Below are 21,057 nucleotides of genomic sequence, written 5' to 3'. Positions count from 1 at the left end.
CATGAAGCAGTAAGAAAACGTCGGTGGGGGCCAGCGGCCCCCACAACCCCGGCTACTGGCCCCCACCGGCAATATCACTGACCCCGAAAGGCAATATCGAATGGCTTCCAAACCTTCAAATACTCAGCATATTTCGGGATGCGTTGAACAGCTGCGCTAGGCCGCCATCCTGGTGCGGCCAGTACCCGGCATAGATGTCGAAGGTTTGGCGCCCAAGAAGCAGTGCGTCCATCCCCGCCATCCCGGATTCGACCTGTTCGCCGACCGCGTCGTCGAACAGAGGCGCCTGCCAGCCGCCATACGCAAAACAGTCGGCCGGATCCTCTTCGGTCGTCCGACGCTTGCGCAACGCGGTCGAGCGTGTCGAACAGGTCGGTGCGAATGAGTCCAATGCGAGGCTCCTTCTCCTCTGCCCGTCGTCACCCCGGCGACGGCATCAACCCGCGCCTTCCGTAGGACGCCTTGCGAAACAACGGCCCACGAAGAACGTCGACGACGACGGCCCCACCTGCCGGGGCGACCCCACCAAACGTCCGGTCGGAGCAGTCTCTAGCTTGCCCAAGCTCCAACTGCGGCGCAGGCTTGCGGAAGCCAGCCGGGATGGGTGATAAACCTTTGATAGAGGACACGCGTTTATGAACCTGTTACGCAGGCTCGAGTCCTCCGTGTATGCCGTTCAGCCGCCCAATCACTTATCAGCAGCCGCCCCTGCCAAAAGCCTAGTTCCGCAAGAACTCGGACACGCGCTTCAGGAGACTTGCGTCCGCTAAGATTTCGCACTCCCAGACATCGAGATAGCGCCAGCCTGAAGCCACAAGTTGGAGCCTCTGGTCGCGATCTCGCTCCTGGTTTCGAAGTCGCTTCGCTTGCCAAAATTCCGTATTGGATTTAGGCAGACGCTTTCCGACATGACAATCGTGTCCATGCCAGAAACAGCCATTTACGAAAATGACTTTCTTTCGGGCTTGAAACACCAGATCGGGTTTGCCAGGCAATTGACGGCCGTGAAGTCGGTAGCGAAATCCTTCGCCATGCAGCAGCCTTCGCAGCACGAGCTCCGGCTTGGTGTTCTTGCTTCGAATCTTCGCCATGTGGGCACTTCGCTGCTCGGGACTCATGAAGTCCACCATGGATCAATAGTAAGACCACGCCGGGCAAATGGCGTTTTGAAAAATCCGTTCAGTGTTTGTTTGACGCCTGCACCCGGGACTCTGACGGAAAAAGTTGGAGGCCTGATGATCAGATCCACGGCGTTCCACATCTACAAACAACCGATGCTGCTACAGAATCTTTGTGAGCAGTTTGGCTACGGCATGGGATTGCCACGGCGAGACCGCGTTACCCACCTGCGTATACTGCGGAACCTCCAGCTTCCGCCGATGCGCACCGGTCGTCTCCCTCCCGAGAAACTCAAATGAATCCGGGAAGCCCTGAAACCGAGCTAACTCTCGAACAGTGAAAATTCTTGATTGCATGGGATGAACGTAATCGTCGGGAAGAGTAACCACGGTCCGGCTAGGCTCGCCGGCCTGAAGGACCTTCTGGCTGTGCTTCCGGGTTACAAGTTCAAGCGCGAGGTCCACTAGTTCGTCCAAGGAACTGATAGTCCGTGTGCTATAGGGTCTATTAGAGCTCTGCAGCTCAAGAGGCGGTTTGACGCCAGCAAGAGCATGCTTGGCTATGGTTCGTTGGTCTTCAGCGTCCAATCCGCTCATCTGTATAAGGAGTCGTTGATCAATTCGGTGGCTTACCATCATCCGGTAGAAAGAGAACCTAGTGACGACCATGTCTGTATGACGACGCGGAGTCTGGTTCGGAAGTCCGGCTGAGTACGCTTTGGATTTAGGACGTACAGCCGCATCTGCCTGTTGTAGGGCTTCCAAATATTCTGCGTTTCGCCCGCGGTGCGTGCCCTCCCATCCAGGCAGATCCGCGATGGCGTCACGGACCGTGAAGGCATGACCCGAGACTGTCGTAGGCTCGGGCGCAAGAGCCGGAACGTCATTCACCAGATCCGCGAAGTCGGACTTCCAGATGCCGGGTTTTGCTTCTACGCTGAGCTTTCGAGCGAGGTCCTTCCGAAGAGCAATGAGCATCAGCCGAGGACGGAACTGAGGCGCGCCATAGTGCAGAGCGTTGACTCGAACTGCCTGAACTTCGTAACCTGGGCCAATGCGAGTTAGGGCGGTCTGCAATTGCGAGAAGGACGACTCCTCACCTTTCACAAAGCTCTGGCTCATACCTACGACGTTCTCGATAACGACAGTCTTTGGAGCCGTTCGCTCAACGAAGTCCAAATATTCCCATGCCAACCGATTCCGCAAATCGTCCTTACGCCGTCGACCCGCAAGAGAGAATCCCTGACACGGAGGGCCACCGACGACGGCGTCCAGATCATCCTCCCGGAACCTCCTGATGAGATCATCATCCTCGAGGACGTTAGCAAGCTCACTCACAATGACCTTACCTTCGAATTGACGCCGAAGGCTTCGCTGCAAGTACTGCTGCCATACACGCATGTCTGATACATCGTCGACGTAGTTGTGGAAAAAAGTGCGGGCAGCCATGTCCGACTTCTCAACGGCCGCGACGAGCTCACCCCCCGCGCGCTCCATGCCTAACGAGAGACCACCACAACCCGAAAACAGGTCAACGAACTTCATCACTGATACATTGTGCCAGAGCTAGGCTGAGATCCTTGGTTGCGCCCCGAACCTGCATGCTGATCAAAGTCCATATCGCTCGTAGTAGGGCTTTACTCGCACAAATCGACCCTCGTCGTAGCCTAGCGACTTGTACAGGACCTCGTGCTGGCGTAGTTCGGGGATACGTCGAGGCACGTCCTGTGCAAGATCCGGCAGGCCTAGACTCGCGAGCTCCCGTGCATTGACTGTGGGGACTTTATGGATAAACCAAGTCCTCAAGGGTTGTCCAAAATTCTCGCGGCCCTCTTTGAAGTGGGACAGGTACTGGGACGCCAGCATTACTCCGTACCCAAACTGGCGCCCCTGCAACATCAGGTCCATGAGAACCTGGAAGTCATAGCGCATGATGTTGACGGCCTCATCGACCAGCAGAAATGACTTGAGAAAACGAAGCTGTGGGTCCGTACCCTGGAATGGCGGCCGATCCGACCTCAGCATGTTGTCGTAGTAGAGATTCAAGAACAGAGCAACTAAGGCGTTCTTGGCGCTCTGATCTGGCCCGAGTCGGTCAAGAGCGACCACCACGACTTTGCCAGCCAGAAGCTCTCCAAACGGCATTAACTTAGACCTGTCAGAACTAAATATCTGGCTGAGGACAAAACTATCAAGGATAGAAGAGACCGAGTCAGGATTTCCCGACTTCTCTAGGTACTCGGCCCTAACCTCGGCGAGGGTCGGTGGCCTGTTGAAATTCTTCTCGTAAAGATTTCGCACTGCTTCATTAAGGAGACTTGATTGGACCGGCCCGACGCCTCGGTATATTTTTCTGAGGACGTCGACGAAGGCTGCCGCTTGTTGATAAGGAAGCCGCGAGTGCTCCCCCGTAACGGGCATAAATACATTTAGGGGAATCTCGTGTGGTTCCAGAACAACGGCACCGATCCGAGCCACGAACTCCTCTTTCTGAAAATCTCCTTTATAGTCAAAAATCAGCATAGAGGTAGGAACAAATGGCTGCTTTTCCGCCGCCTGTTCACGGATCTGGGCGATCAAGGCCTTCACAAGCTCAGTCTTGCCTGTTCCAAGATCTCCGACGATGCCGACATTCATTTGATTGAGCTTTGTGTTACTAGGCCAGAAATCAACCGGAGAGTGTCCGATTGACCCCATGAGATTACCGACATTGATTCGAACACCCTCCCCTGAGATACCGGACACTTCACTAGCTGCTGCGCTTGCCGCAGGAACTGAGGGAAGCTGAGTCTGAATGCTGGTCTGCGGCGCAGCTTCAGGAGCCTCATCAGACTGGCTTTCGGCTCCGAACGAACTATTAGCGCTTTCGTCCAGGTCCTGACTCAGCATTTCCGGAGATGCTTTGGGAGCTAAAATTCCATCTTCACTTGGTTCCTCCACGGCCCAATCCACGAGCTGTCTCCACGCGTGAATGACAGACGCATCGGAACCCTCCAGAGCCTTAAAAACCTTGGCTGTATCTGCTATGAGTCCACGGACAGGAGCATCGTCCGTCCCTACCTCTCCCGCATAGAAGTGTTCGCCCCCAGAGGTTGTCGAACTGTGTTGCAGGTATGTAAGTAAGGGCTTACCCAGACGGATTTTCATCCGTCCGTCAACCAAGGCAGATAGGCGACGAGCGAAGTCTGCCGGAGAACCAAGCGTGGTACTGAGCCTCGCGGCGGTCTCGACTAGGGTGGCCAAACTGTTCATCCAGATAACCCTGTCAGCCCCCTCTACCGCGGCTGCCCTGAACTCAATGTTCTCCAGTAGCCGCGCACTGGCCGCGAGCTGATCCAGCGGCTCATCAAGTGCAGATGACCCCGGAGCCGGCAGTCTTGATCCGATCGAGTCGCCTTTAAGCCCATAACACTTAATCTCGACGGGACAAAGTATGAGCTCTTCATCCCTCATCTCAATGAATAGCAGGTCCGCGCGACGTTGGTGCTGTCCATGGTTGGCTTGTCCCGATAGTGTCCGCAGGAAGTAATCAGCAGCATCAATCGGAACAACAAACCTATTGGAGCCATCCGAAACCGCCTCGTCAAAAAGCCCGAACGTCAAGTAGAAGCCCATGGCGCCCGCAACATGAGTTCCGCCCATCGATAGTAGGGAGGACAGGCCAACTCCCCTACTGCCTAAACTCGACATAACCCGACGCTTGAGTTGCGCGGTGTCTTCCCTACCCGTGGCTTTGGCCAAGAGTCTCTCCAGCTCGTGGCCGAAGCTATCCGGCACTTTGGCAATGGAGACAAAGGGACGGCGTTCCATGAAAGGGACATCGGGCGACCGCTCGAAGACTGGCGGTCGCCACTCCCAAAGCATGCGCGAGCCCTCGCTGTGGGTGTCCATTAGCTCAGCCATGATCGCCGGGCTAAGGAAAGACTCGCCCATGACCGTCCAATCGGCGGTAGTATCGGCCACGTCCCGACGCATCATTGCAGCTTCGATCAGTGGAGCTGAGTCGCCCGTCTCGCAGGCTTGAAGTGCCCTGCTAAACGAGTTCCATCCCATGGTGCTTGGAACTGCAGGTTGGCTGAGGCTGCTTCGCCTATCACTTAGCCTATTGAGGCTACTTTCAAAACGTCGAAGGGGCACTTCCCCCAAGACCCCATGGGTCGCTCCCCCGCCGTCAACGCGGACAATAGTTCCAGAGTCCTGGAGGAGACGGATGTTGCACCATACCTTCGCCTCGCTTTGGGGAGCGTATCTGGACCATGTCAACAGCATGTCGCGGTTCTCCCGCACGAGCTTCGTCACTGCGTCCCTAGGAACGGGTCCCTCACGCCGAACGGAATCGAGTACCCTGACGCCACCGATAAGTCGTCCAGTCTTGGCATTCCCCCATTCCTCCGCTACAGCAAGAACCGAATCATCTATTTCAGTCAACCGATTCTGGCGATCTAGTGCATGGAGGTCCACGGTTAGGGTCGAAATGTGTGGATGCATACGGCGGAATGATCTGAGGGCAGCATCCACCGCTGTGGCATTGAGGCCGCTAACGGCCGCCCCGGGTGTGACAGCGTTTCCTATCCTGTCGGGCGGAGATAATCTCTTCGGTCTCGATTTAGCTGCAGGAAGCATCATGGACCAACCGAGAAAGATCTGATCCTCACCTGAGTCAGCAGGGACCGCCAACATCCTGCCGGCAACTGATTCGCCTGGTCCCACTAGAGGCAGGTTCCATCCTTCAACAGAGCCAGCATGCTCCACTGAGTTTTCGGCCTCAAAGAGCGAATGCTCTGCTCCGGCCAGCCAGGCCAGTCTTATCGGATGTAGCGGGCTCAACAACACTGCTTGGCATCCGCTGTCGCCCTTGACGTCCCACGCACTCACCGACATCGGATAGGCAGCCCAAAACAGATTCTCGTCCCTACCGCTGGCACGAGCAGCAACAACTAGATCGCTGTATGCGTCCAAGTACTCGCTCAAGGCTGGATCGTCCCAAAGACTGCGCCACGAAGTCCGTGAGGGCCATTCGAATTCGACGCCTTCACCACGGACGTCTTGACGGACAAGAAGTTCGTCTACCCGCAAAGCACGAAAAGCCTCTCGAAATCTCTCAGCTTCTGCCCCGCGAACGAAGGCTTCGTCGACTTTGAAATAGCTGACGCTGTCGAGCGCCCCTCGCGCAGCATCGGGCATCATGAACGCCCCATGATCTTGCGGTCGGGAGTCCTCCACTCGCATTGATTCATTACTGGGCATCATTACGTGCCCCAGAGCGTCGACAATCGACGTGTCTCCCGCAACGAGACGGCTTGCGTAGAAGGCCTCCGCTTGTCCGCGAACCGACCCTTCCGTCGCCGGTTTAGGGCGATCTGGGACTACCTGCTGCTTGACAGCGGCAGCCAGTAGAGCTGACTGGTGTCCACCCCCTGCAGCTATTGGCCGAACACGAAAAGTAAAACTGTTTGCCACGAACTCATTGTCGCCAGTCGGGGCGAAGCGCAGGGCGAACAAATCTTTCAGAATCGGGTGAGCTCTTAGAGCCACTCCATCCAGAAGCGGCTGCTCTTTAGCATTCGGAGACCACAGTAAAGCCTGATAGCCGCCGGGCACTTCGGGCAATTCCTCAGCGAACTCCAGCTCGCTGGCATCAATCGCGGGCACGGGTGTCCACTCTATTTGCCCGAGGTACGTTATCTTTCCTAGCCCCCCTCTCTTCTTGAAAGGAGCTGCTGCTAAGAAAGTTTGCATCCCTGAAAAGACGTACGCTTTGGCCGATAGATCATTCCTGACACGCGTAGCTAGAGGATCCCCGCTTGGCAACATCACCTTTAGGGTTACCAACCGGAACGGCGCAGCGCTCCGACCATTCCCTCGAGGCTTAATAAATCGTCCAATCGCAAGAAGTTCACCGTCATCTGAAACTTCGACGGTCCCAACCCAGTTAGCTACATTGGCAGGCTGACTTTGTATCGTAAGCCCCGAGGTCCGAGCCTCGTCGGGGTGTAGGCGGTCCAGAATGGGAATACGAATCGTTAGAATTTCAGACTGAAGTTGACGCCCACCGGCTGTCCCGTCTGACACCAGCGGGATGAGAAAAGGACTCTCCGGAAGATCAGGATCCAGCGCCAGCGATCCCCCTTCTTTGAGGCCTATGTCAAACGTCAGTGATTCGTCATCGCGAGCAGGGCTCTTGAACTGCTCTTCCGTTAAAGCCGAGAACCGTTCTATATTTTCAGGCGAGGCACCAACTGTCTTGACGAGCCCCAACCAAGCGTTCCCGTCACTGCTCACTGCGTCGTCAAAGTCATCAAGGGCAAATTCGGTAAGCGGATGCTTGCCTCCTGCCTCCTTCACCTCCTGACGCGTCGGCAGCTGTGCGATGCTCATGCGGAATGAATCTTCGTCACTCCAGGACTCAGTCAGGGCATCCATGAGGCTTACCGCACCTGCATCCGACGCTAGGAATGACCTTCCGGCTCCAAGCTTCGGGGCCGGGAGGGCGAAGCATGCATATGCATACTTATCCAAGGCTTCCGGCAACTCTAAATTGGTCGCAGACGCGCCCAATTGGCCAAGAATCTTAGGAAGGTTGGAGAGCCCATAATCAACATGCGCAAACCAAGCAGAGTTCCAGCTCCGCCCTGTATCACCGGCGCGCGAATGAATGGTGGAAAGCGTTGCCAAAATTCCAAAAAGGATGTCAGAACATCTTGATTTTTCGCGCGAGCTCAAGCCATCCAAGTCGAATTGCTCACATAGCGACTGGACTATTTCACGTGCAATTTTGCCTAGGGACACAGCCCCCTCAGCCTGCTCAGGAAAACTTTGCCCAAATAATTCACGAAAAACTTGCACAAACGATGATAGATCGGGTTGCCTTCCGTGGACTACCGCCAAATGATCACCTTGACGGTATTGAATCGTCCGGGAAGGACTTACACGTGGGCAGTCAAATTCCTGAAGTGACTCTGGACCATTAGTGACCAAAAGAGCAAAAGGTGGGTTGGTACTTTTGTTCCGATTAGCCGACCGAACAATCTCCTCTGCAGTTTCGCTACTAATTCCCTCTGGCAGGTGGATGTGGCCGAGCCCGCTAGTTCGTGCGAGGATTCGACCCAGGACTTTGCCCAATGAAATAGACGCCATGATTCTCCTAGAAAGCACTCTCAACTATTACGGCGTGATCAGCGTCGGCGCTGCCACGTGCCATGCCTGCACGTTCGAGTAAGGACACTAGGTCCCCAAGCTCGGGGCGCATCCCAAGAATGGTTAGGTCACGCAGGACGTCTCCCACATTGCATTGTGTCCCTGGAGAACCGCATGCGAGGCTAGCAACTACCGCTATCCACTCAGTACCGGGGTCAATGACAAGATATCTCCGCCCGCGCGTTTTGAGGATGCCGTAGTAATCCGTGAATGGACCGCTTGATTCCCGCACCTGAAGGCCATATTTTACCGTTTCCCAAACAAGCTTGCCGGCGTCCTTTTTTTCAGTGATCTCTGCAGCCAGAGACAACCTGAAATCACTTCGGGCGGCTGACCGCAGAAACTCGATCGCGTCTGGATTTCCGTTTAAATCTTTGATGCGTTCCTTGAGGCTCCTTCTGATGCGTTCGCCTCTTGCGATACGTCCCTTTATAGTGGCGCCAACGTCCCTGACGGAGATCGAGGAGCGGCTCGATTGCCACGGCAGCGGGGACCTAACCGTTCCTCGAAGCTCCTCAAGCGTATCGGGGACAGAGTCCTGGACGATCGCCATGCCCAGCGCCTCATACCACGCGTATTCCCAGAGGAACCCGAGCCCCATTGCCAAGCGCAACACTGTGGTCGCCCAGTCGACCCACACGCGAGCAGGAAGTGCCCCAACCCACTCATCGGACGTAAGGGCCTGCCAAGACTTAGCAAACCATTCGTACGGCGTTTCTGGATACAGTCCGCACCAGTCGACACTGTCCTCTGCAATCGGAAAAGAAGTTCGTCTGCGCAATGCGTCTTGGAAAACCGTCGACATCATAGAAGAATCTATGGCGCTAAGTAACGGGTCCAGCTCGAGTCTCTTGTCAGAAGCCCGCAACCAGAGTTCAGTCGCGGACATTGACGGACCGACAAGAGGGTGACCGACAGTGAATAGGCTTTCAATTATGGCGCCGAAGTCCGGCGGTCCTTGCTTCACAAGCACACCCCGCGGGTTTTGCATCAGTGCCAGTGCCGGCGTCATTGGGCTGGAAGGCTGATTACCGGTTTTCTCAATTCTAATTCCAGTCACGCTAGATGAGACTGCATCTCCCAGCAATCTATCGGATGCCGCGGTGCTTATGCCCCGTTGCCTCAGCTGGTTGCCCAGCGTTTCAGCTGTGTCCTCTTCTGGTTTTGTCGGGCGAAGCGAGAGATACAATGTTTCCTTCGCTTGCGCTTTGTACATCAAGCCAAGCGGCTTTTCCTGCTCCTCATTACTTATGGATTCATAGGCCCGCCATGCTAGAGCCGAGAGCAGTGCCTCCGGCACGGAAAAGTACTCCGGTCTGTTAAATGGGAGAAGGAGCTGATGCGCGGCAGCGATTCTGGTCATCGTGATTGCTCCTGCTGGGTCAACTGGACCTCTCGATCGCCATCCGCTAGGCAGAATTCGGCGCCGCGAAGATGGGCCGAAAGTAGCCTCGATGCGCGGACACGTTCTAGCCTCGGAGCTGTCACATCGATCAAATCCGTCACGCCAATGAAATCATCGACACAAGCCAGAGCCTCCCTGATCAACGGAAAATCCAACGAAACGCTGCTCATCTTGGTTCCATCTGTTCGAATCGTAAGTAGAACTTGTTCGCCTTGTCCTGCACGGTCCGTTGTCAGTTCAGGCTCCTTGACGCGGACGGCGAGCTTAGGGATGCTGACCCTCCCGGTGATCGGTTCGGTTCGGCTGTCAAACAGCGGAAGGATGGAGGACGCAGACTCATTCGGATTCCGCTTAGGCCGAAGCAAAGTCCTCAACGGTGACTTCAGGCCGTCAGGCAAATGCGGAACTTGAACCCAAGTTCTTATGAGCATCTCAATCTCGCGCCTAAATGCACTGATACCGTGAGAAACGGCATAGAGACGTGTGAGGTAGGCGCCATACCAGCCAGTTGCTTCCAGCCGTTTGTCGTCCTTTAGCTGAGGTTGTTGCATTAGCCTGGAGAAGGCCTCGTCCAAGCGTTTGTCAAAATCCGTAACGATGTCGTGCATGGGTACATTACTTGGCAATGAGTCCAAGAGGCTCTGCAGGGGAGTCCCATCGGATGCATGCACACTGAACGCATCGGAGACTGGCGTCGCCCAGCCTTCATCGGGATTGTCAGGATTAGAACCAGGGACAGCATCACTTACTGGGTCAGCGGGGACTAGCAGTTTCAAGACTGGATCCCGCATTGAACCCTCCGACGCGGATGCCCACTCGCCTGCACCGAATATGCTCTGATTAAAGCGCAGGCCGGAGAGCCGTCGCATCCGTTGGAAATCATCCTCCGCACTTTGTCCCGTCGGCTGGTTCGCAACAAGGAATTCACGAAGTTCGTTCCTTGCCATGCGTATCGGGGCATCGCCAACCAGAGCTCTCGTCAGAAACCCCCAGAGCTCGCGATAGGTCATGCGCGTTGCTGACATCAATTCGGCACTCCGAGCCATAGTCAACAAACCTGACCTGATCTGCGGGAAGCGCAGTGAATGCAGGTTGGCTGTGACCGGGTCTACAAGTGTGGTTGAGTACTTATCGTGGACATTCGTGTCCGGGACTTGGAGAACCGCCAGTACGTTGGCAAGCAAGTCTGCTGCGGGAGACAGTGCGTCCTCTATTTCTCTACGACGGCCCAGAGGAACAATCCGATAATCTTGCGCGGAGACTTGGGAGTCCGCAGCTATGCTTATCGCTGGACGCTCTTCAAACAACGAACACTCGTCAACGAATACCGCCATTACGTTGGCAACGTGGTTCCCTAAGTGACTGAGTTGGGCCGATTTGACAAAGTCACGGCCCGCCTTTCGTGAGAGACGCCAGACTGACTCATCAGGCCCTTTGGCTACTGAGTCATAGAGCCAGCGAACCAGCACGTCGCCTGCCGTCCAGTTCTGGGAATCTCGAAGCCTGGATTCTGCCATTTCCTCAACGAGAACACCCCTATTGACACAGGCCATCAAATTGAGCGGGTGTGACGTTGCCAATGTTCCTGCATTGTCTATGGCTCCATTGATATCAGAAATCAGAGGTGCAACGTTTGACGTCTCCAGATTGATGGTGGCATCGTTGATGACAATGACGTCACTCTTAGTCCCTTTATATTCATAGACCCGGTGAGCCAGACCATCGTCACGGTGGCGCTCCGCATGTAGGCCCTCAACGACATGTGCTGTGGCATGGGATTTTCCCGCTCCCGGCCCGCCTACTAAGAACAGGAAGCGGGGCGGTTCACCGGCTGCGATGCCGGCTTTCAGCCAGTTGCATGCTTCCTCGACTCCGGCAGGACGGAGAGCAGACGGCCAAACGGAATCAATCGGATGATCGGGTCGGGCCGCGACATCGGTTCCTCCAGTGGCGCGATCCCACAAGCCTGCGAGACTGTGCCATATATCTTCATTCTGCCTATCAGGAGCGGTCGGTGCAGACAACGGTCCTCTTTCGTTGGAGACTGCGGCCGGTTCGGCCGCATCGCTGGGAGTATCGGTTGAAGATAGCATCAAGGCTTTCGGCAGAGTATCCCCGGAACCGATGAACGGCTCTCTTGGACTGAGCTGTCTCATGACTGCTACTCGCAGCGCTTCTTGGACGTGGCTCCGTGGCTTATACCCAACGACAAACGGATGATCGACCTCTGCCAGAACATGACTGATATTGCAGAATTTGAACTCAATTGATCCTTTGCTGCGACCTGTCAGAGCTTGCACGTGTCGATTGTGAGCGATCTTTGAGTAGGCTATACCGCGCGTCTCGCTATCCAGCATTGCAAAATATGCTTTCAAGAGCGCGTTTGTCTCGGCTTCATTCCAAGGTTTTGGTTCCCCCACATTGCCAAGATACCTGGCCTAAGCCTTTTGGTCGGGTAAGGCTCGATCGGCGAACGCTATTGTGAAGCGTCGGGAGCCGACTTCTTGATGGCAGTGAACATCGTATGCAGCGTGGCAGACGGCCCGAAGCTCGCAACCTTTGTTCGGTCCCTCTGTGTGCCTCTGGTCCGCCACCCGGACCACTATGATGAGCCCATGCCTGTTGGAGATTGTGAGAATGCGTTTGTTGAGACTGCACTGAAGCACGGTGTCCAGCTTGTCCGTTACAAGATGCCGTGGCTAAATCAACGTGGCCACTTTGGCCTCCCAGATTCCGCTTCGGCTGTTGCAGTTCCTTTGGAGAAAATCTTTGCTTCGCTCGGAGGCAAAGGTGCAGAGCAGTCCGTCAAACGAACTACTGCACTTCCTGGCGACTTTATACATGAAGGCACTGGGACCATCATCGAAGTCGACGAGATACAGCATTTCACCAGCTTTCGGCTGCAGACCTTCAGTTTTTACCCTGGCGCATTGCCGCTGGGCTTTGACGTGAACCAATATTCGTCACTCTGCGAACGGTACTCACCGCTAGCAGATAAGTACAGGCATTCAAAGTCTGCCGTAGCCTTCGGCGTTGGTGGAAGGCAACGACAACGCGCGTACTACGACGCACTGCGTGATCTCGCCACGCCTGCCATGGGGCACCCTCCCCTGATTCGCATCCCCGCACCGGATGGCAATGGCAAAGCCGCCTTCGAGCGTAACCTCGAGCGGCTCCTCAATGCCCTTACATAAGAATCAAACTTGCCCAGTTCAGACCCAGAGCTTTGGATGCCACCGCCCATGACTATTCCCCATGTTTTCGTCACGATGGCCGACATCCTGAACCTGGAATGCGATGCGTGGCTCCTTCCTACGGACTCATTTCTAACCATTAGACGTCATTGGCTCGGTGCCCACGAAGACCTACAACACCTTGCGGCGGCGTCATGTGGAGACGATTTCCACACAGGCCGCCTCTTCGCCCAAGCCGTCAAGGACTGGGACCAAACGTCGCCACTACCGGTGCTCACCGCGGTTCCCAACAACATGGCATGGGGACCACAGGTCGTGGCCGAACGATTGGAAGCATTCGTCAAAGCGGCAAAAGACAGTCTTCGAGAGCCGTCTTCGCAGAGACCGTTCCCTCTGCTGGCGATGCCGTTTTTTGGTACTGCCGGTGGTGGTGCAGGACGACATCTTGGCGCGGTGGTGAGGGATATCCTCAATTGCGCTTCAGACCTGAGTGAGCGCTACTCAGTTGACATCGTTCTGGTTCTCCAAGATCGGGCTGCTTTCTCTCTCGCCCAAAAACTTCGCCGTGAAGCGCAAGCCGCAGGAAGCGGATGGACGCCATTGGATCCACAGCTTCAGGCCAAGGCTCTAACTCTCGGTGGCAAAGCGAAGGCTGGCCATCTTGTGCCCTTTTTGGGGGCCGGCGTAAGTGTTAGCGCGGGGGCTCCTACGTGGGGCCAACTTCTGGAGCGCCTTCGCGATGGCATCGACCTGAAGGACGCCTCAAACGTAGACTTTGACCGGCTTGGGCCCTTGGACCAAGCTAGCGTCCTCGAGCAGATGTATGTGGATCAGCATGGTTCCCGGGCGGCATTCGAAAAGGCGGTGGCCACCGTCGTCGATCTACCTCGTTATGGACTGGCGCCGGCTCTCTTGGCAACCTTGCCATCCGCTGGCGCTATCACACTCAACTACGATCGTCTCTTCGAGATGGCATGCGCGGACGCCCAACGACCGCGAACTGTTCTACCGGAAAATGTTCCAAGCGTTGGCGGCGAGTGGCTGTTGAAGCTTCATGGATCAGTCAGCAAGCCGGACACAATCGTGCTCACCCGGGACGACTACCTCGGCTTCAACAGCAGTCGCGCGGCCTTGTCCGCCTTGGTCAAAGCACACCTGCTGACACATCACTTGCTGTTCGTCGGCTTTGGCCTTGCCGATGACCATTTCCACGAAATCGTTCACGACGTGCGAAGGGCCTTGCCGAGCCACGACCCGCAAAGGCAGCAGATGGGCACGGTTCTTAGCCTCTTCGACGAGCCGCACCAACGACTGGTCTGGTCCGGCAAGCTCGACATCCTCCCCATGACCGGATCGTTCCCCACTTGGACGACGAGCAGCGAACGAGATGCAGCCATTCAAGAGGCTGGCCGCGATATGGAGATCTTTCTGGACATGACAGCTGCTTACGCCGCCGATGAACACTCGTATTTGCTTGCGCCCGCCTACACACAAGGCCTCAGCCCGGACGAGATTGAACTGCGTCGATATCTGTTGGCACTTGCAAGACTGCAACAGACACCGGCAACCGCGGAGGTATGGGGTGTCATCAGTAAGACGCTCACCAATTTGGGATTCGACCCCGATGCGTTTTACACAGACAGGGCAGGCAATGAAAATTGATCCAAAGATCTTGGAACAGGTAGCTGAGCATTTGGGCAACTACGTGTACATGCTCTTGGACCCAAGAACATCAGTACCCTTCTACGTGGGCAAAGGTTCCCGGACTCGTGTGGCCGACCATGGGCTCGAAGCCGAAGCACTGTCCTCGCCCGAGGACGAATCGACAGCTGAGCATTCTCGCAAGATCCGAACCATCCAAGAAATTCGTGCGGCAGGACTCGAGCCAGACATCTGGATACTGCGACATGGCATGAGCTCCGAGTACACGCAAGTGGAGGCAGCGGCCATAGATCTCTTATCAACATTCTTGGTCCGGCCGGTATCTGGGTTGCACCCGCTGGCCAACCTCGACCAGTTGACCAATGAGCGACGCGAATCCTCGAAGGGCCACGGAATAGAAACGTTGGCAAATATAGTGGCGGAGTTCGGTGCCCCTAAACTCCCTCCTCAAACTCCCCCGCTCCTACTTATCACGCTAAAGCCGTGGGTAGACCTGGAGGAACCTCTACCAGGTGGTGGAATGCGCGCTGGCTATGGTTTCCGAACTGAATGGCTAAGCGCGTCCAACAAGTCGCTAATCGCGACTGAACTCGGTGACTCGGTGAGAGCATGGTGGCGGATCGATCCGAAAGCCGTGGAAAGACTCAAGGTCAAACACGTGGTGGCCGTCCACCGCGGAGTAACTCGAGGCCTATTTCATATCCGACAGGGCAGTTGGGAGTTGGACGCCAAAACGGGCCGCCGTGGGTTCAGCGTGGACCCCGTTCTGAGCGGACCGTTGCACGATGAGATCGTGGGAAGGTACGGCTATCGGACGCCTCCAAAAAAGCGCGGCGACATCAGCGCCTTTACCTACTGGCCCAAGCCGCAGGAAAGCTGAACCGCACGACCAATGGGCCATTCCGCGGCCCGTAAAACTCGCCAACAACGCACACGAAGGATTCAACGATGGCCTTGCCGGAAATTCTCTTACCTGCGCTCGTGGACGAGGCTGCTGCTCTCGTGAATGAGTATTACACGAAGCTCTACCGCAACGGTGTCCCTCAGACCGGAAGTCGCTTCGACAACTGGGCCGGAGGAGGCGACCGGGTAGAGGTGGCAAACGCCATCACGGCAGATGATCTCCTCGCCGTCTCCTTCCTATCGGTGCCAGTGCCAGCCCCAGCGATAATCGGGCTCGTTGAAACTCGTAGCGCGGAGGCTAGGAGGTTGCTGGAGGAGATTCCGACCGATTTGGATCTGGCAGCCGTTACGGCCGACGAGTACGAAACCATCCTTGGTGCTCTGAGTCCTGCCAGCAAACTCTGGCGTTTGCTCCGCGGCACAGACACGTACCGGTGGGGCATCGGGCCCACCACGGCAAGCAAGATAATGGCCCGAAAGCGCCCTCGCCTCGTCCCCATCTACGATTCTGTAGTAGGTCCGCTCATGGGCCTGAACAACAACGACACTCAATGGCGGACTTGGCACGCTGCTCTGACCGATGGAGCCGGACTTCCTGAGCGGCTTACCGCAATAAGGGAAAAATCCGGAATTAGCCTCCAAATTTCTGACTTACGCACCATGGACGTTGCCCTCTGGATGCACGGGAAAAAGCTTGGCATGACTGTTAGGGAGGATGCAGATTCGTGAGAAAGCAGGGCGCAAGTACGTAGTCTGTTCTGAACGGACTACGTAGTACGAGCCCATCTGGCTTGCCGCGGTCAGACATTTGCTCTATTGCTCACCGGGCACTTCCACTTTCTGTGGCAGTTTGCCGGCCCACAACCGCCCCCGGCCGTTGCACCAAAAACACAGCCGCCAGAACTAACAGAGCCCCCACAATCTGCCAGCCCGACAACGCCTCCCCCAGGAACGCAAACCCCAGCACCGTAGCTACCAAAGGGCTCAGGAATCCCAGGAACGACACCACCATCGTGGGCAATCGTTGAATCCCCCGGAACCAGACCGCGTAGGCAGCCAGCGCACCGATCACGCTGAGGTACGCAAACCCTGCCAGGTTAGGCACCGAGACCGACCCCGGCAGCCCTTCAACCACCAGCGTCACCGGCAGGAGCATAACCCCGCCCATCCCCAACTGCAGGCCGGTAAACCCAAGCAGCCCCACGCCGTCGGGTCTTCCCCAGCGTTTGGTGAGAACGATGCCGGCCGCCATGCTCAGCGCCGCCGCCATCCCGGCGAGCACACCCACAAAAGTCAGCGACGCGTCTGATCGCAGGACGAGCAAACCGACACCTGCGGCTCCCACTCCGCAAGCAATGATGTGCGTCATACGTATCCGCTCCCCCAGCAGCGGCACTCCAAGAAGCAACACGAACAGCGGCTGAATCGACCCGACCAGCGCCGCCACCCCGCCGGGCAGTTGGTAGGCGGTGAAGAACAGGAGGAAGAAGAACAGCCCGATGTTGAGTGCGCCCAGGGCGGCCGCCTTGAACCACCAGCTCCCCCGCGGCCATGTGCGGGTGACGAGCATCAGCACGATGCCAGCCGGAAGGGCACGGACGGTTGCGGCCAGGAGCGGCCTGTCGGCGGGGAGAAACTCGGTGGTCACCAAGTAAGAGGATCCCCAGACCATGGGCGCCAGTGCAGTGATGAATAGATCCCGAGGAGACGCCTTATCCATTATTCACTTCCATACATTTTGATGTCGAACTATTTGATATAAGACAATGTAGGTGTTGTACTGTTTGAGGTCAAGCATGGGAGGACAATGGACCGCGACGCAGTAGACACGATTCTTGAGCAATGGAACAAGGAGCGCCCCGACCTGGACGTCAGTTCGATGGGCGTTCTGGGCCGGCTGAACAGGGCCAGCCGCCTGGCCTCACTGGACGTGCAGAAGTTCATGAGCCAGTTCGGCCTGGAGCCGTGGGAGTACGACGTGCTGGCAACGCTCCGGCGCTCGGCAGCTGAAGCGCCGCTGACTCCCGGGCGACTCGCGAGCCTGACGATGATCGGTTCCGCAGCCATGACCAACCGCGTGGACCGACTCGTAAACCGGGGGCTGGTTCATCGTGAAACCAACCCGGACAACCGCAGGCAACTGCTGATCAGCCTCACCCCTGAGGGACTCGCCTTGGTGGATGAGGTGGTAGACCACCACGTGGAGAACCAACACAAGATGCTCGAAGGGCTGTCCAAAACCGAGCGAGTGCAACTCGCTAACCTCTTGCGCAAGTTCCTACTAACAAACAACGACGGCGAACCCTCCTAAGCACAGAGCAGCCCCCGGGCATGACTATGCTGAACGCGTGACCTCAGAGCTAACGTCAGCGATCATGGAGCTTCTTGCGGCGCGCGCTCTATGGCTTTTGAAGCAAGATGCAGCAGAGGTCGGGGTTACCGCTGCAACGAATGCCCTCCTAGAGGGTCATGACAGCGAAACGCTCCGTGAACTCGCTGGAGCATCCGTGAAGATCAACGTGTTCCACCTCGGAGCTCTCATTGAAGAAGCTCTTCGGGAGCAAGGTCTGGCGACTGCAAGCATGACGCTAGACGACGCTCAGCTACTCGCAGCCCACTTTCATGCCCGCCGAGTCATTGAAGGAACACTTCAAATACGCGAACTTGCGGCTTGGGCGCACACCGTGGTTCGGCATGAAGGACACCCGCTCGCCCAAGGCCTGGTTGAACTGGACGACGCTTATGACGCCGACGTATGGGGATGGAGAGAAGGGCCGGCACCCATGCAAGCGCTCGTCGATTTTCTCGATGCATCCACGGACGAAGTTCGCAAACTTCTTGAAACTGCAAGGGACCAGTAATTCTGTTGTTACGCAGAAGCCGTAGTCGACGAGGCACTGCAAAACGCTCGGGCCGGTGCTTAGTATCGTCCGTTCGGCTGTCGTAAACGGCTTCGCTAACGAAGCCGGCGCTCTTCACCTGGAATTCTCAGACGGAAGCACCATCGATGTTCTGCCAGACGAGCGGCACGAGGCTTGGACGCTTGCCGGGCCAGACGGCCTATTGCTCGTTTCCTTGCCGGGACATGGACTAGCACTCTGGAGTGCGGACGTAACATCTGCCACTCACGATGGGGATCAGCCAAGCTCTACCCCTGCGTGACTCCATTAGATATCCATGATGTTCAGCCCTTCGTTCACCAGAGCACTCCCCTACCGCAGCGTTACAAGTTCTGGGTACTGAGACGAGCGGTGGCAGGACGCTACTCCGCCGCTACCAAGGGGTACTACTTTGATCGGACCATCTGGTCGAGGGGGACGACCTGGAAGCTTGGCAATGGATCTTGGTGTTGTAGGCGGGAGCGTCCGCTATTTTCGCTATGGGATCGATCATCTGGGCAGTCTTTGATGTGCTCAGCGAGGTTCGTCTCGACCAAACCACCCGAGCACTCTGGATGGTCCTGTTTTTTGTACTCCCGTTCCTCGGACTCCTCGCGTGGCTCTACGCGAAACCGCGTCTGGCCAACTTCGGGAATAGCGCTAGGTTGCGGAAGACACTTTGACCCCAACACGAGTCCCGGCGTCGCGCTTGCCTCACCGATACAACGAGCGCGCCTAACCGCCAGCAATCTCCCGCAGCGTCTGCAAGTGCGCCGCCCATACGTCCCGCCCGGCAGCCGTCAGGCTAGCCGACGTCCGGGGCATCTTGCCGGCGAAGCTCTTTTTGATCTTTACGAACTCGGCCTTTTCCAAAATTGAGAGCTGCTTACTCAACACGGAGTCGCTCACCTGTATGGCGTCTCGCAGGTCCTTGAAGTCCAGCGACTCCGCCTTCGAGAGGGCCGCCATGATGGAGAAGCGGACCGGCGAGTGGATGAGCTCGTTGAGCTTGTGCCTCGGGTGTTCTGCGGGCGTGCTCATGCGCGCAGCTCACGGAAGGCAGCGGCAAGTCCGATGGCCGCCAGGGCAATAGCTGCCGGGATATAAAACCAGAGGTTACCGTGCGGGAAGAAGTACGCACCGCCAACAAGCGCTACAACGTACAGAGCGAAGTAGGCGATGAGGGACGTTAGGAAGCGTTTGGTGAAGCCGGCTTTCGTTGACCTTTGGAACATGGGCCAGATGCACGCAGTGATCGCACCCCAGGCGCCCACTGAACAGGCTAGAAGGGCCGCGCCGTATCCCACGTGGGTCAGAATGTGCATCCCGATCATCAGCAGGAACCCATGATTGCCAAGCTCGTGAAAGTGACAGCAACCGGAAGCATTTCATCCCAGTTATCACCCGCCCCAACGAAGCCGGTAAATTTGAGTGAAGAACTTCTGACCCTCGGTGAGTACCACGCCCCGCCTCACGAAAGCAGGATCACATGACTGTCTCTCCCCTCATTTGGGGCATCACCATCGTCGTCATTCTGGCGTTGCTCGCCTTCGACTACTTCTTCCACATCCGGAAGGCCCACGTCCCCACCCTGAGGGAAGCGGCCATCTGGTCCTCCATCTACGTGGGCTTGGCTGTGGTCTTCGGCATCCTGGTGCTGATCTTCGGCGGCGGCCAAATGGGGTCCGAATACTTCGCCGGCTACATTACGGAGAAAGCCCTCTCAGTAGACAACCTGTTCGTATTCCTGATCATCATGGCGAGCTTCCGGGTACCGCGTGAGGATCAGCAGAAGGTCCTGCTTTTCGGCATCGTGTTCTCCCTGATCGCCCGAACCGGCTTCATATTCCTGGGCGCAGCGCTGATCAACTCGTTCGCCTGGGTGTTCTACATCTTCGGCCTGATCCTGCTGCTGACGGCAGGAAACCTGCTCAAGCCCGACGGCCACGGCGACGATCAAGCCAATAACTTCATGATCCGCCTCGCCAAGAAGCTCTTCCACACCACCGACAAGTACGACGGCGACAAGCTCTTCACCGTGGTCAACGGCAAACGAGCCCTCACCCCCATGCTCCTGGTGATGGTGGCCATCGGCGGCACGGACATCCTCTTCGCCCTCGACTCCATCCCGGCGATCTTCGGCCTCACACAGAACGTCTTCATCGTCTTCACGGCTACCGCGTTCTCGCTGATGGGCCTGCGCCAGCTCTACTTCCTCATCGACGGCCTGCTCGATCGCCTCATCTACCTCTCCTACGGCCTGGCGGCAATCCTCGCCTTCATCGGCGTCAAGCTGATCCTGCACGCCCTGCACGAGAACAACCTGCCGTTCATCAACGACGGCGAGCACGTCAGCGTCATCGAAATCAGCACCGGCCTCTCGCTGAGTGTCATCATCGGTACGCTGATCATCACGGTGGTGCTCTCGCTCCTCAGCCCTGCAGGCAAGGCCCAGACGGCCATCAACAACGCCCGCCGCCACGCCGTCGAATATCTGGACCTCGACTACACAGCTGACGCCAACGAGCGCGAGCGCATCTACCGCGCGTTGACCGCTGAGGAAGCCCAGATCATGCAGATGCCGCTGAAGTACCGGAACAAGGCCAAGGACGTGGAGACGATCCGCGAGCAGGTGGCCGAAGCACACCGCCAGCACGAGGATTTCCTCAACCGCTAAGACCCACTAAAGAGCAGAACCC

Annotated in this window: 17 protein-coding genes and 1 pseudogene; 9 read left to right on the top strand and 9 right to left on the bottom strand. The window is 56.8% G+C overall.

The window, feature by feature from the left end; genetic code table 11:
* Nucleotides 1-115: 115 nt before the first annotated feature.
* The 6 genes from RIF72_RS05270 to RIF72_RS05245 all read right to left on the bottom strand — a co-directional run bounded on the left by RIF72_RS05270 (nt 116) and on the right by RIF72_RS05245 (nt 12,020).
* The gene (locus RIF72_RS05270; protein WP_309073797.1) at nt 116-391 is read right to left on the bottom strand and encodes a hypothetical protein; all 276 of its coding nucleotides are present in this window, start codon (nt 389-391) and stop codon (nt 116-118) included.
* 328 nt (nt 392-719) lie between these two features.
* Nucleotides 720-1,130: a very short patch repair endonuclease gene (locus RIF72_RS05265; protein WP_309073796.1), complete on the bottom strand. Its 411-nt coding sequence runs from the start codon at nt 1,128-1,130 to the stop codon at nt 720-722.
* Nucleotides 1,131-1,280: 150 nt separating this feature from the next.
* On the bottom strand, nt 1,281-2,663 hold the full coding sequence (locus RIF72_RS05260) for a DNA cytosine methyltransferase (RefSeq protein ID WP_309073805.1): 1,383 nt from the start codon (nt 2,661-2,663) through the stop codon (nt 1,281-1,283).
* A 63-nt stretch (nt 2,664-2,726) separates the two neighbouring features.
* Nucleotides 2,727-7,907: a type IV secretion system DNA-binding domain-containing protein gene (locus tag RIF72_RS05255; protein WP_309073795.1), complete on the bottom strand. Its 5,181-nt coding sequence runs from the start codon at nt 7,905-7,907 to the stop codon at nt 2,727-2,729.
* 355 nt (nt 7,908-8,262) lie between these two features.
* Nucleotides 8,263-9,678: a hypothetical protein gene (locus RIF72_RS05250; RefSeq protein ID WP_309073794.1), complete on the bottom strand. Its 1,416-nt coding sequence runs from the start codon at nt 9,676-9,678 to the stop codon at nt 8,263-8,265.
* Complete coding sequence (locus tag RIF72_RS05245; RefSeq protein WP_309073793.1) at nt 9,675-12,020, bottom strand: hypothetical protein; 2,346 nt, start codon at nt 12,018-12,020, stop codon at nt 9,675-9,677. The genes RIF72_RS05250 and RIF72_RS05245 overlap by 4 nt, the downstream gene beginning before the upstream one ends.
* Nucleotides 12,021-12,335: 315 nt before the next feature.
* On the opposite strand from RIF72_RS05245, the gene RIF72_RS05240 reads away from it, so the two are divergent.
* The 4 genes from RIF72_RS05240 (at nt 12,336) to RIF72_RS05225 (ending at nt 16,208) form a co-directional block, all read left to right on the top strand.
* Nucleotides 12,336-12,914 (top strand): hypothetical protein, encoded by a 579-nt coding sequence (locus RIF72_RS05240; RefSeq protein WP_309073792.1) that lies wholly within the window; start codon nt 12,336-12,338, stop codon nt 12,912-12,914.
* 48 nt (nt 12,915-12,962) lie between these two features.
* Nucleotides 12,963-14,576 (top strand): SIR2 family protein, encoded by a 1,614-nt coding sequence (locus RIF72_RS05235; protein ID WP_309073791.1) that lies wholly within the window; start codon nt 12,963-12,965, stop codon nt 14,574-14,576.
* On the top strand, nt 14,566-15,456 hold the full coding sequence (locus tag RIF72_RS05230; protein ID WP_309073790.1) for a hypothetical protein: 891 nt from the start codon (nt 14,566-14,568) through the stop codon (nt 15,454-15,456). Before RIF72_RS05235 ends, RIF72_RS05230 begins: the two co-directional genes overlap by 11 nt.
* A gap of 68 nt (nt 15,457-15,524) precedes the next feature.
* Nucleotides 15,525-16,208: a DUF6308 family protein gene (locus RIF72_RS05225; protein WP_309073789.1), complete on the top strand. Its 684-nt coding sequence runs from the start codon at nt 15,525-15,527 to the stop codon at nt 16,206-16,208.
* A gap of 91 nt (nt 16,209-16,299) precedes the next feature.
* Here RIF72_RS05225 and RIF72_RS05220 read toward each other — a convergent pair whose 3' ends face one another.
* Nucleotides 16,300-17,199 (bottom strand): EamA family transporter, encoded by a 900-nt coding sequence (locus RIF72_RS05220; protein ID WP_309073788.1) that lies wholly within the window; start codon nt 17,197-17,199, stop codon nt 16,300-16,302.
* Nucleotides 17,200-17,286: 87 nt separating this feature from the next.
* Between RIF72_RS05220 and RIF72_RS05215 the strand changes: the two genes are divergently transcribed.
* From RIF72_RS05215 to RIF72_RS20075, 4 genes and pseudogenes are all read left to right on the top strand, one after another.
* Nucleotides 17,287-17,790, top strand: coding sequence for a MarR family transcriptional regulator (locus tag RIF72_RS05215; protein ID WP_309073787.1), 504 nt, complete (start codon nt 17,287-17,289; stop codon nt 17,788-17,790).
* A 37-nt stretch (nt 17,791-17,827) separates the two neighbouring features.
* Nucleotides 17,828-18,340 (top strand): hypothetical protein, encoded by a 513-nt coding sequence (locus RIF72_RS05210; protein WP_309073786.1) that lies wholly within the window; start codon nt 17,828-17,830, stop codon nt 18,338-18,340.
* Nucleotides 18,341-18,392: 52 nt separating this feature from the next.
* Nucleotides 18,393-18,641 (top strand): annotated as a pseudogene (locus RIF72_RS20080) (DUF6188 family protein); the annotation flags it as partial.
* Nucleotides 18,642-18,858: 217 nt separating this feature from the next.
* Nucleotides 18,859-19,041, top strand: a complete 183-nt coding sequence (locus tag RIF72_RS20075; RefSeq protein ID WP_375164198.1) for a PLDc N-terminal domain-containing protein — start codon at nt 18,859-18,861, stop codon at nt 19,039-19,041.
* A 52-nt stretch (nt 19,042-19,093) separates the two neighbouring features.
* Here the strand turns inward: RIF72_RS20075 and RIF72_RS05205 are convergent, their stop codons facing one another.
* Both RIF72_RS05205 and RIF72_RS05200 read right to left on the bottom strand, forming a co-directional pair.
* Complete coding sequence (locus RIF72_RS05205; RefSeq protein WP_309073785.1) at nt 19,094-19,399, bottom strand: transcriptional regulator; 306 nt, start codon at nt 19,397-19,399, stop codon at nt 19,094-19,096.
* Entirely contained in the window at nt 19,396-19,593 is a 198-nt protein-coding gene (locus tag RIF72_RS05200; RefSeq protein ID WP_309073784.1) for a hypothetical protein, read from the bottom strand. The genes RIF72_RS05205 and RIF72_RS05200 overlap by 4 nt, the downstream gene beginning before the upstream one ends.
* A 254-nt stretch (nt 19,594-19,847) precedes the next feature.
* Here RIF72_RS05200 and RIF72_RS05195 point away from each other — a divergent pair, with 254 nt between their 5' ends.
* Nucleotides 19,848-21,035 (top strand): TerC family protein, encoded by a 1,188-nt coding sequence (locus RIF72_RS05195; protein WP_309073783.1) that lies wholly within the window; start codon nt 19,848-19,850, stop codon nt 21,033-21,035.
* Nucleotides 21,036-21,057 lie beyond the last annotated feature (22 nt).

The sequence above is a fragment of the Paenarthrobacter sp. genome (assembly GCF_031180005.1).
Lineage (GTDB): Bacteria > Actinomycetota > Actinomycetes > Actinomycetales > Micrococcaceae > Arthrobacter.
Note: the sequence above shows the minus strand (reverse complement) of the source record. Positions and strands in the feature narration are given on the sequence as shown.